Origin of the sequence: Winogradskyella ursingii, assembly GCF_013403975.1 — a bacterium.
Lineage (GTDB): Bacteria > Bacteroidota > Bacteroidia > Flavobacteriales > Flavobacteriaceae > Winogradskyella > Winogradskyella ursingii.
In genome coordinates, this window is the sequence record NZ_JABFDH010000003.1 from 108,313 (window position 1) to 125,973 (window position 17,661).

Genomic DNA, 17,661 nt, shown 5'->3' on the forward strand with positions numbered 1-17,661 from the left:
AAAGAATGTAAAATGACAAATGAACAAAGCACCTCTATTTTCTCAAATTCCGAACCCGCTCCAAAAGCGTAGGATGAGAATAATGCATAAATACATAAGCTGGATGAGGCGTTAGATTGCTCAAGCTGTTTTTATTCAATTTTTTTAATGAACTGATCAATGGCTCGGCTTTGTAAGTATTTTTAGCGTAATCATCTGCTTGGTATTCAAAAACGCGTGAAACATAATTCATTATCAATCCTGTAAGCTCTGATATAGGTGAGTAGAGCAATCCAAATGCTATCAAACCAACATGAAAACTAGGTGTTTCAACACCGATGGCATTAGATAATAAAGGGTTAGAAATGAAAATAGATAAAATATAAAGCGTTATCCCAGTGAGTAATATAGAAGTGGCCAAATTAATTACAATATGATTTCTTTTATAATGCCCAACCTCGTGCGCTAATACAGCAACTATTTCTTCATCTTCCAAATCATTAACAAGAGTATCAAAAAGTGTGACCCGTTTTTCACTTCCAAAGCCAGAAAAATAGGCATTGGCTTTCGTACTTCGTTTAGAACCATCAATGATAAAAATCTTCTCGAGATTAAAACCAACAGATCTAGCGTATGCCGATATTTTGTTTCTTAAATCACCGTCTTCCAAAGGTGTTTGTTTGTTAAATAAAGGCACAATGAGTTTAGAATAAAACATATTCATAAATACCGTAAAAGCAGTTATAATTCCCCAAGCATAAAGCCAGAATTGATTCCCTGTTAATTGGTAAAACCAAACGATTAATGCTATAATCCCACCTCCAATAATAACCATCATTAATAGACCTTTCAACTTATCTAAGAAAAAAGTTTTTCTAGTAGTTTTATTAAACCCGAATTTCTCCTCAATTACAAATGTTTTGTAATAGGCAAACGGTGTGGTAATGATGTCGCTCGCAATCATAATTATTCCGAAGAAAATTAAAGCAATTATGATTGGGTTGTTAGAATAGCTTCGTGCAATATTGTCTACATATTCAAAACCATCTAAAAACAAAAAGCCTAATGTTAATATCAAAGAAAAAAATGATGACCACAATCCGAAACGATAATTTGTGGCTTTATAAGTTTGGGATTTTTTATATTCCTCTTCATTATATACATCATTTAATTCAGATGGTATGGCATCATTAAAATGTTTGGCATTTATAGCGTCAAGAATTTTATCCTTAATAAAATTAAGAACGATGATTGCAATAATGAGGTAAAAGAGTGTTTGTGCTGTCATTTTTAGTAATTAGTTGTCAATTCGTCTTTGCCGAACAGCCTCAAAAATAAGAATTCCGGCTGCAACGGATACATTCATAGAATCGATGACGCCTTCCATCGGTATACTGATATTTTTAGTCGCTGCATCTCGCCAATCTTGAGATAATCCCGTTGCTTCTGTACCAACAACTATCGCAGTTGGCAGGGTGTAATCTTGTTTGTGATATGGCTCAGAATCTTGTAAAATTGCCGAAAATACATTGAAATTGTAAAACTTTAGGAATGCAATTGCTTCTGCTGAATCTGCCATGGCAATTTGAGTAGTAAAAACACAGCCTACGCTCGATCGGATAATGTTTGGGTTGTACAAATCTGACTTAGGATTGGCAATAATCACGGCATCAATATTTGCAGCATCTGCCGTACGGAGTAATGCACCGACATTTCCTGGTTTTTCAGGTGCTTCTGCAACAAGAATTAAAGGATTTTTAGAGGTGAATTGTAATTCGTCCAAAATGTGAGCTTTAGTATTTACCACTGCTATAATTCCTTCAGTAGAATCACGATATGCCAATTTTTGAAATACTTCTTTTGAAATTTCTATGATTTCAATATCGTATTGCTGCATCGCTTTCGCTTCACTTTCAGAAAATAAATCTGGAAAAAACAAAAGGGTTTCAATCTTATAGCCTCCTTTAATAGCAAGAGACAATTCGCGCTTTCCTTCAATTAAAAACTGAGACTTTTTTTTTCGTTCTCTCGATTTTTCTTTGAGCTGAACGAGTTGTTTTATGAGTTGATTTTGTGGGCTAGAGATTTTTTTAATCATAATTAAAGCAAAAGTAATGTAATTTTAAATTACAAAATACGTCCAAACCTTCAACTAAAACCAAAAAAAACACAACTCGATGAAAAAAATCACTTACTTCCTTTTGCTAGCATTGTTAATTATAGCTTGTAAGAACGAAAAAAAATCCGAAACAATAATATCTGAATCAGTAAGTAGTGAAGACATCACTACCAGTATTTATCCAGAAAATATTACAAAAGTATTTGATGCCCACGGTGGGATCGATCAATGGAACAAAATGAATATGCTGTCCTTTACAATGGAAAAACCAAATGGTAAAGAAATCACTACTGTAGATTTAAACTCTAGGGCAGAACTTATCGACACCCCTACACATACACAAGGATATGATGGAGAGAGCATTTGGATTAATGAAAAGGATAACAAAGAATATAAAGGTAATGCACAATTTTATAGAGGCTTAATGATGTATTTCTATGCCATGCCATTTATAGTTGGCGATGATGGCATTATGTATGAAAATGCAGAACCATTAACTTTCGAAGGTAAGACCTATCCAGGAATACTAATTTCATACGAAAGTGGAGTAGGTGCTTCACCCGACGACCAATACATAATTTACTATGATGATGAATCAGGACAAATGCAATGGTTGGGTTATACGGTTACTTTTGGTAAAGACGGCAAAAGCAAAGATTTTCATTTCATAAAATATAACAATTGGCAAAACATTAATGGTCTAGTGCTGCCTAAAAGTGTAGATTGGTATAAGTATGAGAACAATCTGCCAACAGAAAAAAGAAATACCGTAGAATTCACTGATGTTAAATTATCAACTGATCCTGTGGACAATTTTATGTTTAAAAAACCAGCAGACGCTAAAACAGTTGAATAAACCTAGTTAATCGTATAGATAATATATTCCTCATTCCAAAAAAAGCTTTCCTTAGATGAAAATTCTAATTTAGATTCTAAGGTTGCTTTTTCAAGAGGGTTCATATATATTATTGTCATTTTCCTAGGATGCTCTTCGAGAGATTTCTTTATGTTATTCACAACTTTTTCAAAAATAATTCCGTTGAAAGGATTAAAAAAATGAAGTATTGTATCTTCTTTTTTAAGTTGATACGTTGTGGCATCAATATTTAAAACATCTATATTTTGAGATATATTTCTTTTTGATTTATATATATCAATATTCTTCAAAGCGATATCGCATAATTTTTTTGAGAGTTCTATTCCCTTGACCTTTTTAAACCCATATTCTGCAGCCAAAAGCAATACACGTCCTTTTCCTGATCCATAATCTACAAATGTTTGTTCTTTAGAGAGATTGAGCCGATTTAAGATGTTTTTTATAAGGATTACATTAATAGCTTGATAATGGCCAGTGTGCTCAGCCAATTTATTTTCGTTTACGAGGTCTTCGTGAGATACCCAAGCTTCTGTATCTAAACCATACTTCCAATCAAAATAATTATCATATATATTAGAAAAAACAGCATTGTAAGTACGTCTAAAACCGTCTCTTTTTATCTTAGTGATTGTACGTGTGGTAATGTCTATTATTTTCATGGAAGTAACCAATGTCTGGCTAGTATTAATTAAAATGTCTGAATTGAATTTAACCTAATTATTAATACAATCCAATATCGGGTCGTTCAGTGTATTGATATTTTGATCTAATTCAAGTCTTAGAAATTTATTGATATTATTGGGACAAAAGTAATAATACTGATTTTCGGGTTGGGCAATTTCCGCTTGTTCTGAATTTCTATCGTTTTGTACAACATTATATTTTTTAAGTATTTGATACGTTTTTTCGGTCAATGGATAATCCTCGTCTATCCAGACAAAAAGTTTCCCGTCTCTTTCAACATATCTAGATGGAATCAATTTGCTTTTATCTCCAATTTGAGATGCATCAAATTTGCTCTCAGTCGAAGGATTAGCTGTAATGGTAACTTGAATTAAATTTTGATATGGTAAACCATTTATGAGGCTATAGTTTTTGTTTTTTGGATTATCTGTTTTTACGGATTTTAAAATCTGTTCTTTATTAACTGAAAAAAGATTACTTGTTTGGTAAAGCGTACTGTTTTTAGAAAAATCTAAAATAGTACTTTCTATAATTGTTGAATCTTCCATAGAGAATTCTCGTGTGTAACGTTTTTCCGAATTACAACCTTGTTGAATAATTAGAAATGAGAAGAATATCGTTGTCATTAGTTTCATAATATAAATTTAATGAAATTTCAAAGTTTAAAATCATTCTCAACCTGATTCTATTTCTCTAGAGCAAAAAAAAAGCGAACCGTTAGGTTCGCTTTTCAATTTATTCTTTTCTGCTGTACTTTTCAGCATAGCGTTTCCAAAGTTCAGTCTGGTGGGTTTCTAAACTAAGTTTTCTGCCATCAATAAAAGCATGGCTTACTTTGTTGGTTCGCATATCTAACGCATCACCTTCACTTATAAATAGTGTAGCGCTTTTGCCGGCTTCTAAGGTACCGTACATATCATCTATACCTAAAATTTTTGCAGGATTTTGGGTGATTAATTGCAGAGCTTGTGGTTTAGTTAAACCATAAGCCACAGTAGTACCAGCATAAAACGGTAAGTTTCTAGAATTCATGCGTTCCATTTGTCCGCTTGGTTCTAAAGCTACTAGAATACCAGCATCTACTAATTGTTTTGCTAATTTAAACGGTAAATCATAGTCATCATCTTCAGACTCTGGCCTGGTGTGTACTCTTCTTAAAAATACGGAAACGTTATTCTGTTTCAAAAAATCTGTAATGTTGCCAGATTCGTAACCACCAACAATGGTGATGTTGGCTACGCCTTGTTCTTTTGCAAAATTAACAGCATCGGTAATCCCTTTTTCATCATCTACATTGATGTACAAATGTTGTGAACCATCAAATAATCCAGATAATGCTTCATATGGCAAATGTTTCTCTGCCTTTTTTCCTTTATCGTAACTTTTGGATTCGTTAAAGAATTCAGCCAATTCCTTGACTTGTTTAGAATAATCTTCATTTGGTTTTAAAGCTGGATCTTCTCCAAGCCACCAACGTCCGCGACTAAAACTATTTGGCCAATTGATGTGAATACCATCATCAGTTTTTATGGCTGCATCTTCCCAATTCCAAGCATCAAATTGCACTACTGAAGATGTGCCTGCAATTCTTCCACCACGCGGTGTAATTTGACCTAATAGTACGCCATTAGGTCTCATGGATTCTACAATTTTAGATTCAGTATTATAAGCGATAATACTTCTTATATGAGGATTATACATACCCATTTCAGATAGGTCGTTAGAGGCTTTAACGGCATCGACTTCTACTAACCCTAAGGTACCGTTGGCAACAATAAATCCTGGATATACGTGTTTACCCTTGGCGTCAATCATGTCCATGGCTTGTTTTGTAATTGGTGTTGAAGCTTCAGGACCAATTGTTGTGATCTTTCCATCACTGACAACTATGATACTGTTTTCTATCACTTCACCATTGCCAATGTGGGCTGTTGCACCTACAATAGCAAAATCTTTATTTTGTTTTGGCGCTGGAGTTTGCTGTGCAAAAGCAATCGCACTACAGAGCAAAAAGCTGAATATATTTATAATATTTTTTTTCATTTTAAATGTTTTATTTTAAACCTTTAGGTTATCTATTTTGTTCTAAGTATTAATCCATTGAATCACAATGCAACAATACCTTCTCCTTCTTCTTTACAGGCTGGGTTTTTAAACCTTTGTTCTTTTCCTGTAGCATTAGATTAACCAGTTCACTTTTCTCTTTTTGAATAGATTCACGCATTTGCTTATCGCGGGCCAAATCAAAATAAGTAACCCCTTCTATAATGGTCTTTTCTGCTTTGGCGTAAACCGAAAGCGGATGGTCATTCCAAAGAACGACGTCCGCGTCTTTCCCAACTTTTAAACTACCGACTCTATCATCTAAATGTAAAAGTTTTGCTGGGTTTAATGTTACGAATTTCCATGCGTCCTCTTCACTGATATTTCCATATTTTACGGATTTAGCAGCCTCTTGATTCAAGCGTCGTGACATTTCGGCATCATCACTATTAATAGCTACAGTGACACCTGCATTGTGCATAATAGCTGCATTGTATGGTATGGCGTCATTAACCTCATACTTATAAGCCCACCAATCGCTGAAGGTTGATCCTCCAACTCCGTGCTCTGCCATTTTATCGGCTACTTTATAACCTTCTAGAATGTGTGTAAACGTATTGATATTAAAGTCGAATTGTTCAGCGACTTTCATCAACATATTAATTTCGCTTTGTACATAAGAGTGACAAGAAATAAAGCGCTCTTTGTTCAAAATTTCTGCGAGAACTTCCATCTCAATGTCTTTTCTATATGGCTTCCCGCTTTTCTTTGCTTCGTCATAAGCCTTAGCTCTACTGAAATAATCTACAAAGACCTGCTCAACACCCATACGTGATTGTGGGAAACGTGCATTAAATTGGCTTCGGGACTGTTTTACATTTTCACCTAAGGCAAATTTTATAAACTTAGGTGAGTTGTCGTAAACTAAATTTTCAGCTGATTCTCCCCATTTGAGTTTAATGATCGCAGAGCGTCCACCGATTGGATTGGCAGAACCGTGTAAAATTTGAATAGAAGTTACTCCACCTGCTAAATTACGGTAGATATCAATATCGTCTGCATCTACAACGTCTTCAATAGTAACTTCGGCAGATGAGTTTTGTCCACCTTCATTAATTGAAGCTGCCGCAATGTGTGAATGCTCATCAATAACACCCGATGTTAAGTGTTTGCCAGTAGCATCGATTACTTTAGCGCTTCCGTCAGAAAGGTTTTTACCGATTTTAGATATCTTACCATTTTTGATTAAAACATCTGTGTTTTCTAGAATGCCTTCTGCTTCATTGGTCCAAACGGTAGCATTTTTAAACAATAAGGTTTCAGCTTTTGGCTTTTCTTCAAAACCGTAAGCCAAATTAGGGTAAGTAACTGGCATCATAGTTACCTCACCGTCTTTATCATCTTCATCTTTTTTCATTTTGTCATCATTATCGTCAACGTCATCTTTTTTAGTTTTGTTGGCGTAAAATGATACGTCATTACCATTTGGTAATGTGGCTTTACCATTAAGACTGTTACCATCTTTTGTGGTTGCAATAATTCTTATGAATTCGTTTTTGGTGCTATCAGCAGTTTTAAAGGTTAAATTCATCCAATCATCCACATAAGATATTTTGTTGCCGAGACTCTTGTCTCCAGTTTCAAGTTTTGCTTTAGGTTTGCTAGCGCTTCCAGAAATGGCGAGGTCATATGAATTACCAGCTAGGTTAAAGGTATAATCACCATCAATATCTTTCACATTCATGTTTTCTATAATGTGCTGTGTGCCTTGCACCCAGTTTTCGAACAATGTGGTTTTCTTATCAAAGATATCACCAGAAGTAATCAAAAAATTAGCATAGCTACCAGCTTTCAGAGTTCCGATTACATCAGATTTTCCTAATAATTTTGCAGGAACCGTAGTGAGAGCCTCTAGGGCTTTTTGTTTAGAAAGTCCACTTTCAATGGCTTTCATTAAGTTAGAACTAAAAGACTTTTTAGATTTTAAACCGTGTGTAGTTAATGCGAATGTAATTCCGTTTTCAGCTAATAATCTTGGATTGTGTGGTTCTTGATTCCAGGCACGCATATCGCTTAGAGCTAGAGTAGAAGCTAAGTAAGGATTGTCTACATCATAAGCCATTTGAAAATCTATAGGTAAAATTACTGGTGCATTGGTTGCTTTCACTTCTTCAATGCGCTCATACTCATCGCCTCCACCTAAAATCACATATTGAATATTAAATTCATCACCAACCTTATCAGCACGTAATAAATTGGCTCTACTACCTCCTTCAAAAATTTGGTGTAAATTTTTATTTTTATTTAAAGCTTCGAGTGACAAATCTTTGGTTTTTACATTGCCGTCTGCATACCAATTGGCATCGTGATACATTTGTCTAAGCAATGCCATACTACCCATAATAGAAGAAGGATAGGCTTGTCTATAAGCGACACTCTTGTCAAAAGAAAGATATTGAGCAGATCTGCCATCAACCACTCTAACCGCATTATCGGCATTATTGTTAAGTGCTATTAACGCTCCAGTACCACGCACAATACCATCTGGCATATGTGTATTTACCATGCCAAAACCTAATTTTTGCATTTCGGTAGCCGATTTGGAATCATAATTAAAAGATGTCATTGCATCTTGTTCTGGCATCACATGGTCGTTCCAATAAAAACCAGTTCTACTTGCCTCATATTGTGGACCATTGCCGCGAGCACGTTCTGGTTTTTTAATGCCGAAATCGGTAAACATATCTATAAAAGATGGATAGATAGATTTTCCAGTCAGGTCAATAGTGGTTGTGTTTTTAGGAATGGAAACCGATTTGCCAACACTCACAACTTTACCATCCTTTACCACCATGGTAGCATTTTCTATCACTTCAGTAGGTGATACATGAATAGTGGCATTGGTAAAAGCCGTGTAATTAGAATTATTTGCTATAACTCCTGTGTTACTAGGGAAATAGTCCTGGCCAAATAAAGAAAAACTGCACATGAATACGAACAGTCGTAAATAGAATTTTATCATAAAAAAGATTAATTAAATTAGAATTCTAAATATAAGGATTATAGCTAAAAGCAATAATGAAATGCGATTTTTTAACTTTTACAAAGGCAAAATAGTAATTAATTGTCCTGCCTTTACTTACAGAAGTAAGGATTTATAAGGTTTTGTTTTCATAATAATTCACTAAAAGTGCTACTACATAACTGTAACTTTCCATACCACCAGACTGGTTATTGGCCTTTAAAAAACTATCAAAGGTTTTTGCAAAATAAGGTTCTACAGGATTTGCATAATCCAGCCAAAAATTCTGTACTTCTTGGTAGTTTTTTATAATGCCGAAGTTCACCTTTGTAATAATCCTATCGTAAATTTCAGTGTCACGTTTAAATATTTCGGCCAGACAATACCGAAGCGCAAATGTATAACCTGAATATTTAAAATATATATCGTCATTGTGTATCGCAGCAAGAGAACCTATAAAATTTGCTTCGTTTTCTGCCGCGTAACCCAATTGATGCGCAGCTTCGTGGCATGATGTTGTTGGAAATTTATATGTTGGCAATATACTCGCAACTTGTCCTTCGTTAGTAAATGGATTTAAATAGCCCGAAAACCCCATATAGATTAAAGGTGTGCTGAAAATTGATTTCTTTATACTCTTTGGATGATATTTCAAATGTGGATAAGTTGTTGTTAGTTTTTGGTAGCCGTCCTTGATTCTATTTTGGATTTCTGTCTTACTATAAGGAAGAACGATACGCAAGGAATCTTCGCCACCATTGAGTTGGTCGTGAACCGCATTAGATTTAGCAATTAGCTTATCGGTGAATTTAACCAATGCCTCAGTTGTATAATCTGCTTCGAGATTTAATGATTTATGAAGCGGCAATCTGTAATAATTATAAGCCCAGAGCAGATGGAATGCAAAATATAAAATAGACAACGTAGCACCAACATCCAATAGCCAACTTATTGTATCCTTATAAATACGTTTACGATTTACAAAAAGCCATCTAATAATATAAATGGCGGCTAAAGTGTACAATACATCACCTACAGAAAAAGGAATCCAACCAAAAGCATAGCGCATCATTTTTGAAAGAAACACGTAAATTCCGTTACTGTAAAATTGCTCGACAAATTCAGGAAATTTCTTTAAAATTGAAATCAAAATCAATTGAATTCCAAGAAAAATAACTAAGATTAATCTTACGTGTTTGCACATGTTTCAAAAATAAGTAAAAACTTGTAACACTTTACACATAGTACAATTTTGTGTTTAAATATGAGAGTAAACAGTTCTAATATACTAGAAAGGAGAATGTCTTTTTGTACCTTTGTGAGTACTAAAAATTAAAGAAATATGAGTTCAGAAATTAGAGCATTAGAGCCAAAAGCATTATGGAATAAATTCGCAGATTTAAATGCGGTACCACGTCCTTCGAAAAAAGAAGAACGTGTGATTAAATTCATGAAGGATTTTGGAAAAAAACTCAATTTAGAGACTATAGAAGATGAAGTAGGTAACGTCATCATTCGCAAACCAGCTACAAAAGGCATGGAAGATCGGAAGCCAATCGTGATGCAATCACATTTAGATATGGTGCACCAAAAAAATAACGATACGGATTTCAATTTTGAGACCCAAGGCATAGAAATGAAGATCGAAGGTGATTGGGTAAAAGCAAAGGGTACAACTCTTGGTGCGGATAATGGGCTAGGTGTTGCAACAATTATGGCTATTTTAGAAAGTAATGATATTGCACATCCAGATTTAGAAGCGCTATTTACCATTGATGAAGAAACTGGAATGACAGGCGCGAAAGGTCTTAAAGGTGGATTATTAAATGGTGATATTTTATTGAATCTCGATACCGAAGAAGATGACGAAATTGGAGTAGGGTGTGCTGGAGGAATTGATGTTACTGCAATGCGTGAGTATAATGCGGAAGATACACCTGAGTTTAAAATCGGCTATTCTGTTATTGTAAAAGGATTGCAAGGTGGACATTCCGGAATGCAAATTCACGAGGGGCTAGGTAATGCCAATAAAATAATGAACCGTTTATTATTTGATGGTTTTGAGAAATACGGACTTCGAATTTCTGAAATTGATGGAGGTAGTCTCCGTAATGCTATTCCTCGAGAAAGTAAAGCTATCGTTGCTATTGATTCTGCGAATGAATCTTTGTTCGAATCAGAAATTGAAGAAATTGCAAACACCGTTAAATCTGAATATAAAACTATGGAACCTGATCTGAAAATCGAGGTTTCAAAAATAGATACACCTAAAAAAATAATGGATTTAGGTGTTCAAGAAGGACTAACACGAGCGTTATACGCGGCAGTAAATGGCGTATATCGTATGAGTGCAGATTTTCCTGAGTTAGTTGAAACTTCTAATAATGTTGCGAGAGTTATCGTCAAAGACGGCAACATAAAAATAGGTTGCTTAACTCGGAGCTCAGTAGAAAGTTCTAAATGGGATCTAGCAAATACATTAAGAGCTACTTTTGAATTAACAGGTTGTGAAGTGGAATTTTCTGGTGACTATCCAGGTTGGGCACCAAATATGGATTCTGACATTTTAAAAGTGATGGTGCCTATATACGAAAGGCTTAATAACGAAAAACCTCATGTAGCAGCATGCCACGCAGGCTTGGAATGTGGTATTTTAGGACAGAATTATCCAGATATGGATATGATTAGCTTTGGGCCTAATATTAAAGGTGCACATTCGCCTGACGAACGTGCCCAAATTTCTTCTACCCAAAAATATTGGGAATTTGTTCTGGAAATCTTAAAGAACATTCCAAAGAAATAATTAGAAATACTTATTATAGAAGGATCTAAATAAAAAAGACCTGTCGAGAATAAACTTGACAGGTCTTTTTCCATAATTTAATTTCTATTTTGCTTCAGCAATACCAGCCAATTCAATGTCGAAAATTAAATTGGTTCTTGGAGGAATAACCGGTGGATTACCTGTATCTCCATATCCTAAATAATAAGGTATAAATACTCTTGCTCTGTCTCCAACTTTCATATTAAGCATGGCTTCCCTAAAACCAGCAACTAAAGTTGCAGTTTCATTATATGGCATAGTAAAAGGTTGGTAATTACCAGCTTGTTCCTGTCTTTCGTCATATTTACCATTTTTCTCTGCGACTTCTTTCCATGTGGTCCAGAATAAGGTGCCATCTTCAAAGTAACCTGCGCAATCAATTTTTACACGTTGAGAAGCATTTGGTTGAGGGCCATCACCTTCCTTAGTAAAAATCATTGCCATACCTGTTGGAGATTCAATCCTTCGACCTTCCATTTCTTCATTCTTTTTCAAGAATTCGTCCTGAGCCTCTTGAGCTAACGCTTCAGCTTTTTTTCGCTCTTCTTCTTTACGTTGTTGTTGGCGCTCTTCAATTTTTGGCATTTCCTCTTCAAACACTTTTGGTGCTTTGAAAGCTTTGGCTTCGCTTCCTTTTCTAATAATATTTACTTTTTCAATTACCACATCATCAATAGGTTTGTGGTTTCTTGCCTGTGGATTAACGACTGGTACATTAGAGATGGAATCATGAACTTCCATGCCTTCCACTACTTGACCAAAAACAGCATGCCTGTTATCTAAACCTGGCCATTCTTTTTCCATAATAAAAAATTGGCTTCCGTTGGATGCAGGACCTGAATTTGCCATTGACAAAACACCAGGTTTGTCGTGTTTTAGATCTGGGTGAAATTCGTCTGCAAATCTATAGCCAGGATCACCACTACCAGTTGCAGTTGGATCACCACCTTGAATCATAAAATTATCTATAACTCTATGAAATGTAGTACCGTCATAATAGCGCTTGTTCTTATACTCTTCTTTTACCAAGGGATGCTCGCCTTCTGCTAATGCCACAAAATTTGCCACTGTTACAGGAACCTTGTCATAATACAGTTCTGCAACCATGTTACCTTTGTTTGTTACAAATTCGGCATAAAGCCCGTCTTCTAATTCTGGATAGCGTTCTTGGCACGAAATATTTACCAATACCATAAGCACAATGAGTGCTGTTATTCCTTTTTTAATCATTGTTTTGGGTTATAGTTTTTAATTTTACTTCACAAATAAGTGGGACGTTAATCCCTATTTTATGGTCATCTCCATAATAACCAAATGCTTTATTAGATGGGAAGATAAATGTCACTTCCTCATTGGGTTTCATTAATTTTAAGCCTTCACGTAAACCAGTAAATAATTCCTCTTTATCCATTACATAAGTTCTGCTTTCTTCAGGATATATCTGCTGACCATCTAGGGTTGATACATTAAAATCAAATTCAACCACATCACCAAACTCAGGTTGTATCGTATCGTTTTCAACTTTATTATTATAGTAATACCAAAAACCACTTTCTGACGCAATATATTCTTTGTCTGGATTGCTCGTAATAATGTCCTTGATTTGCTTTTGCTCCTTTTCGTTCAATTTTTTATTCCGTTTTACGGATTCTTGAAGAAATGAACCAGTTTGCACGGATTCTGGCATACGCGCTTCAGGCGACTTGCAGCTCAAAATAATTAGAGATATAAAAATGAGTGTTACAATATATTTACTCACGCTACTTCTATTTGATATAAAGAGTTTGTGAATTTTCGATTTCATTTTTGGGACAATTCTGATTTATACTGTGGTAATATACTAATAAAATTCTCAACTGTAGCTTGTAAATCCAGGTCACTTTTTCCACCTGCCGCATTGGTATGGCCTCCACCACCAAAATGGTTTCGGGAAAATTCGTTGACCGAGAAATCACCTTTACTTCGTAATGAGATTTTTACAATATTTTCTTGTTTGTTTTCAATAAAAATAGCAGCAAATATGATGCCTTTTACGGATAATGCATAATTAACAAATCCTTCGGTATCTCCTTTTTTAAAATTAAATTCATCAAGCTCGGCTTGAGACAGGGTAATGTAGGCCGTTCTCAATTCTGGGACCACCTTAAGATTTTGCAGCGCTCTTCCTAAAAGTTGTAAACGGTTGTAGCTATTGGTATCATATATACTATTGTGTATTTCTGAATTTTCGGCACCTTTATCTATTAGATGCCCAATAACCGCATGTGTTTTACTTGTAGTAGCTGGAAATCTAAATGACCCAGTATCAGTCATAATTCCAACATAAAGACAGGTCGCAATTGTAGAGTTGATTTTTTCTGCGTCGCCCAACATATCTATAAAATTATAAACCATTTCGCAAGTGGAAGACATAGTGACGTCAGAATACATGTATTTAGCGTAATCGTCTGGCTGTTGGTGATGATCTATCATTAACTTTATCGCGTCCGATTTTTCTAAAACTTCTGATAAATCGTTACCAGCTCTGTGCAGTGCATTAAAATCGAGTGTAAATATAAGGTCTGCATTCTCAATAAGCGTTTTGCTTTCTTCTGATTGACCTTCAAATTTTACGACAGAATCATCACCTGGTAACCATTTAAGAAAATCAGGGTAATCGTTCGGTGCAATAACCACTGCATTGTGATTGTAAAGTTTTAGGTAATGATATAAACCTAAGGTAGAGCCCATAGCATCTCCATCAGGATTTTTATGCGGAACAATAACAATGTTTCTTGGTGTATCTAATAATGCTTTTATAGCTGGTATTTGTGCTTTTATCATAGTTGGCGAAGATACAATTTTTAAGATTTTGGAATGTGCTTTTAATATGAAATTAAGATTGAGCTTATATTGAAGCTGTTACAGCTACCAAAGAAGAAAACCTCATATAATTATATTATATTAATGCTTTTGCAGTATTGACATATAAACTTAAAATTGATGATGTAGAAACTGTTTTTATTCAATATTTATAAATCATTTAAAGGTCTTGATAAATTAAAGAAATACATTACTTTTGCACCACATTTAAAAAAAGATACATGGCAACTAACAGAACATTTACAATGTTAAAGCCAGATGCTGTTGAAAAAGGACACATTGGCGCAATATTAGAAAAAATTACAGCCTCAGGTTTTAGAATCGTGGCTATGAAATTAACGCAAATGACTGCGGCAGATGCTAAAGAATTTTACGCTATACACAAGGAACGTCCGTTTTTTGGTGAATTGGTGGAGTATATGACGCGTGGTCCAATCGTAGCTGCAGTTTTGGAAAAAGACAATGCTGTAGAAGATTTTAGAACATTGATAGGAGCTACCAATCCTGCTGATGCAGCAGAAGGTACTATTCGTAAACTATATGCGGCTTCTATTGGCGAAAACGCTGTTCACGGTAGTGATAGTGATGAGAATGCAGCAATTGAAAGTGCATTTCATTTTGCTGGTAGAGAGATGTTTTAGGTTAAAACATTTTGTAGGAATTAAAAAAGACCATCCAGAAGGATGGTCTTTTTTGTTTGTGTTAAGTTTAATATTGATTCTGCTCACAATTTTAATAAGGATATTATCAAGACAGTAATTAGACCACTGATCATTATTATAAAATGCCAATAATACATTTTGGCACCCCAAGTTTTACGTAACTTGGCACTAGTTTCTTTTTTGTAAAATGCATTAAAGAGTTTCCAAACTAGAAAGGTGACAACCAAAAAAAGTAAAATTGCAATTAGCCAAATATTCATTTTCTAAAATTTTTATTAATTCATTAATCAAGTTTTAGGGTTATTGTTTTTTCATAGAGAAAATCCCTAAGGACTTTTATAAGTAGACGAAAAACAGGCAATTTATTATACACAATTTTATTTTTTGGTTTTTTTCAATCGAATATGTGTTCTTCATAATCTTCCCACCATTTCTCAATATCTATTTTCGGTTTTCTACAAATATATAGAGGTATATCATTTTCTTCACCAATGGCATATTTATGAGTAATTATTTTAACTAATTCTACTTCTTCAAAAACATATTCTACAGATGGTTTTTCGTTTCCTAAACTTATCCAAACATCTGCATCTTTATTTCCAAAACCCCAGGTCCAAAAACTACCATGTCTGCTAATTGGATTGGGAAGGTTATGTTTTTTACCTAATATTTTAAGAGCACCAGCCTCTCCATAATTTTCTGCCCATAAAACACAATTGTTTTTTTCTTCTGGACTCAACGATTGATAAACACTATCAACCAAATTTACTTGTTCCTCCCACCCGAACATATCTGCATAATCACCAGTTAACTCAATTCTTCCATTTCTCTCTTCTAGTTGAGAATATGCAACATATTTTTCGATTGGTAGAAGTGGAGTAAGTTTTGGAATGAAATAAATTGAAGGAACCAGGGTAACTATTGCTATGACATATACCCAAACTGGCTTTTTAGAAAGTAAAGATTCAATTTTAACTGCTCCACTTGCAAAAAGAACAGGGTAAATGGCAAAGACATAATAGGCTTTAGAATTAAGTAGCCACATAGTACAAAAAATCACTATGGAGGCTATCCCAATTATTCTGTATTTTTTTAAATTTTTATCTATAATTAAAGCGACTAAACCGATAAGACTTATAATTAGTGTAAACGGAAAATTTAATTGCTCTAAGGCAAATTCCATCGGGTTTATAGCATCGAGTTGACTGTCATTTAAAGCATGTAAATGCCTTACAAGTGGGAAATCATTTTGCGCTTGCCAAATAATATTGGGCAAGAAAATCAGTACTGATAATGATGCAGAAAGGTAAAGCCATTTGTTTTTGAATAGATTTCCTTTTTGATAGAAAAATAAACCAATAAATAGTCCAAAAACCCAAATTAATATGGTGTATTTGTTCATTAATCCTAAACCTAAAGTTATGCCCAATAGAATTAGAAATTTATTGTTTTTTGAGTTTATGAATTTTATAATGAAGTAAAAACCAAGTGTCCAGAATAATTGGTCAAATGCAACAGGCTGAAATAATGTATGGTTTCTATAAAACGGTAAGAAAGCCATGATACAAATACCAGAAAGCATTATAGCTTTTGATTTTCCGCCAAGTTCTTTAGCAATTAAGCAGCAAAAAATTAGGATGCCAATACCAGCAAGCGTTGGGAAAAACCTTACTCCCAAAAGAGAATAATCGAAAATCCAATAAGACATTTTTCCAACTAGACCTATAAAAGGCGGGAATTCCATAAATCCCCAATCTAGATGCTCACTAACTGATAGATGTAATAACTCATCACGATGGAATCCGTAATTCCTATTTCCTAACCATTGAATTATGAGTTTGACAATAGAAAGTGTCAAAATTATTGGTAAATATTTCTTCATTGGTTTTATGGCTTGCAGGCTACAATTGTGACTAAATTATTAAATCTGAAAACATACACTTATCATTGGATTTAATTACAAATGCTCTATTGCAATTATATATTCTTGTGCACTGGCTTTCTTCAATTATCTATTTTTTTAAATAGACATTTGTTTTTTCGGGTTGTTTGATAGAATTATATTCAAAATCATTTATCCAATCAATTTCTACAATCGAAAATCCATCAAAACATTCTATTGGGATTAAATCAAATGCTTTTAGTGTTATTAAAAAACGTTCCATACCTCCGAATGGAAAATTGCCAGTAGAAAATTCAACTATTCCAACAGCATCATTTATGATTTCAAGATTATTAATTTCTACCTCGAAACCGTATTCCAGATAATTCCATATTGACAAAATACCCTTATTACCAAGAGGCCCTAATTTATCATTATCGTTATTTAGGTATTTTTTTATAAATGTATTTGCATAATCTGGAATAAATGAATTATACCTATTAATTTCTTTCCTTTCAGGATCGTCAAATTCATCGAGTGTTTTTAAAGCTTCATTTACACCTTCTTCATCCAGATTTTCCCAGTCAAAAGTTGGTTCCTCTTCTTCTTCAAATTTAAATTCAGGTTGTCTAATGTCAACCATATATGTAAAAAGTTTTTGAAAGTCTTTATACTTTGACGAATCCTGTATTTTAAATTTTATGAAT

At 34.2% G+C, this 17,661-nt stretch carries 15 protein-coding genes; 3 read left to right on the forward strand and 12 right to left on the reverse strand.

Annotated elements, in window-relative coordinates:
• Positions 1–34 precede the first annotated feature (34 nt).
• Both HM983_RS07850 and HM983_RS07855 read right to left on the reverse strand, forming a co-directional pair.
• Positions 35–1,267: a M48 family metallopeptidase gene (locus tag HM983_RS07850; RefSeq protein WP_179344866.1), complete on the reverse strand. Its 1,233-nt coding sequence runs from the start codon at positions 1,265–1,267 to the stop codon at positions 35–37.
• Positions 1,268–1,276: 9 nt separating this feature from the next.
• The gene (locus HM983_RS07855) at positions 1,277–2,077 is read right to left on the reverse strand and encodes a TrmH family RNA methyltransferase (RefSeq protein WP_179344867.1); all 801 of its coding nucleotides are present in this window, start codon (positions 2,075–2,077) and stop codon (positions 1,277–1,279) included.
• A gap of 79 nt (positions 2,078–2,156) precedes the next feature.
• Here HM983_RS07855 and HM983_RS07860 point away from each other — a divergent pair, with 79 nt between their 5' ends.
• Positions 2,157–2,954 (forward strand): DUF6503 family protein, encoded by a 798-nt coding sequence (locus HM983_RS07860; protein ID WP_179344868.1) that lies wholly within the window; start codon positions 2,157–2,159, stop codon positions 2,952–2,954.
• A 2-nt stretch (positions 2,955–2,956) separates the two neighbouring features.
• On the opposite strand, the gene HM983_RS07865 is transcribed toward HM983_RS07860, so the two are convergent.
• From HM983_RS07865 to HM983_RS07885, 5 genes are all read right to left on the reverse strand, one after another.
• On the reverse strand, positions 2,957–3,634 hold the full coding sequence (locus HM983_RS07865) for an rRNA adenine N-6-methyltransferase family protein (RefSeq protein ID WP_179344869.1): 678 nt from the start codon (positions 3,632–3,634) through the stop codon (positions 2,957–2,959).
• Between the two features lie 54 nt (positions 3,635–3,688).
• A complete protein-coding gene (locus HM983_RS07870) occupies positions 3,689–4,294 on the reverse strand; it encodes a hypothetical protein (protein ID WP_179344870.1) in 606 nt (201 codons plus the stop codon).
• 100 nt (positions 4,295–4,394) lie between these two features.
• Positions 4,395–5,702: an amidohydrolase family protein gene (locus HM983_RS07875; protein WP_179344871.1), complete on the reverse strand. Its 1,308-nt coding sequence runs from the start codon at positions 5,700–5,702 to the stop codon at positions 4,395–4,397.
• Positions 5,703–5,751: 49 nt separating this feature from the next.
• Positions 5,752–8,724, reverse strand: a complete 2,973-nt coding sequence (locus HM983_RS07880) for an amidohydrolase family protein (RefSeq protein ID WP_246277488.1) — start codon at positions 8,722–8,724, stop codon at positions 5,752–5,754.
• A gap of 133 nt (positions 8,725–8,857) precedes the next feature.
• The gene (locus tag HM983_RS07885) at positions 8,858–9,928 is read right to left on the reverse strand and encodes a DUF3810 domain-containing protein (protein WP_179344872.1); all 1,071 of its coding nucleotides are present in this window, start codon (positions 9,926–9,928) and stop codon (positions 8,858–8,860) included.
• Positions 9,929–10,066: 138 nt separating this feature from the next.
• Here HM983_RS07885 and HM983_RS07890 point away from each other — a divergent pair, with 138 nt between their 5' ends.
• Complete coding sequence (locus HM983_RS07890) at positions 10,067–11,527, forward strand: aminoacyl-histidine dipeptidase (RefSeq protein ID WP_179344873.1); 1,461 nt, start codon at positions 10,067–10,069, stop codon at positions 11,525–11,527.
• An 84-nt stretch (positions 11,528–11,611) separates the two neighbouring features.
• Here HM983_RS07890 and HM983_RS07895 read toward each other — a convergent pair whose 3' ends face one another.
• From HM983_RS07895 to HM983_RS07905, 3 genes are read right to left on the reverse strand one after another with little or no spacing between them, the layout of a single operon-like run.
• Positions 11,612–12,778 carry a peptidylprolyl isomerase gene (locus tag HM983_RS07895; RefSeq protein WP_179344874.1) on the reverse strand — a complete coding sequence of 389 codons (1,167 nt, stop codon included), beginning with the start codon at positions 12,776–12,778 and terminating at the stop codon, positions 11,612–11,614.
• Positions 12,771–13,307, reverse strand: coding sequence for a gliding motility-associated peptidyl-prolyl isomerase GldI (gldI, locus tag HM983_RS07900; RefSeq protein ID WP_317166955.1), 537 nt, complete (start codon positions 13,305–13,307; stop codon positions 12,771–12,773). The genes HM983_RS07895 and gldI overlap by 8 nt, the downstream gene beginning before the upstream one ends.
• A gap of 41 nt (positions 13,308–13,348) precedes the next feature.
• Positions 13,349–14,371: a DHH family phosphoesterase gene (locus HM983_RS07905; protein WP_179344876.1), complete on the reverse strand. Its 1,023-nt coding sequence runs from the start codon at positions 14,369–14,371 to the stop codon at positions 13,349–13,351.
• A 260-nt stretch (positions 14,372–14,631) separates the two neighbouring features.
• Between HM983_RS07905 and HM983_RS07910 the strand changes: the two genes are divergently transcribed.
• Positions 14,632–15,051 (forward strand): nucleoside-diphosphate kinase, encoded by a 420-nt coding sequence (locus tag HM983_RS07910; protein WP_179344877.1) that lies wholly within the window; start codon positions 14,632–14,634, stop codon positions 15,049–15,051.
• Between the two features lie 415 nt (positions 15,052–15,466).
• On the opposite strand, the gene HM983_RS07915 is transcribed toward HM983_RS07910, so the two are convergent.
• Both HM983_RS07915 and HM983_RS07920 read right to left on the reverse strand, forming a co-directional pair.
• On the reverse strand, positions 15,467–16,954 hold the full coding sequence (locus tag HM983_RS07915) for an ArnT family glycosyltransferase (RefSeq protein ID WP_179344878.1): 1,488 nt from the start codon (positions 16,952–16,954) through the stop codon (positions 15,467–15,469).
• A gap of 130 nt (positions 16,955–17,084) precedes the next feature.
• Positions 17,085–17,597 carry a hypothetical protein gene (locus HM983_RS07920; RefSeq protein WP_179344879.1) on the reverse strand — a complete coding sequence of 171 codons (513 nt, stop codon included), beginning with the start codon at positions 17,595–17,597 and terminating at the stop codon, positions 17,085–17,087.
• Between the last annotated feature and the right edge of the window lie 64 nt (positions 17,598–17,661).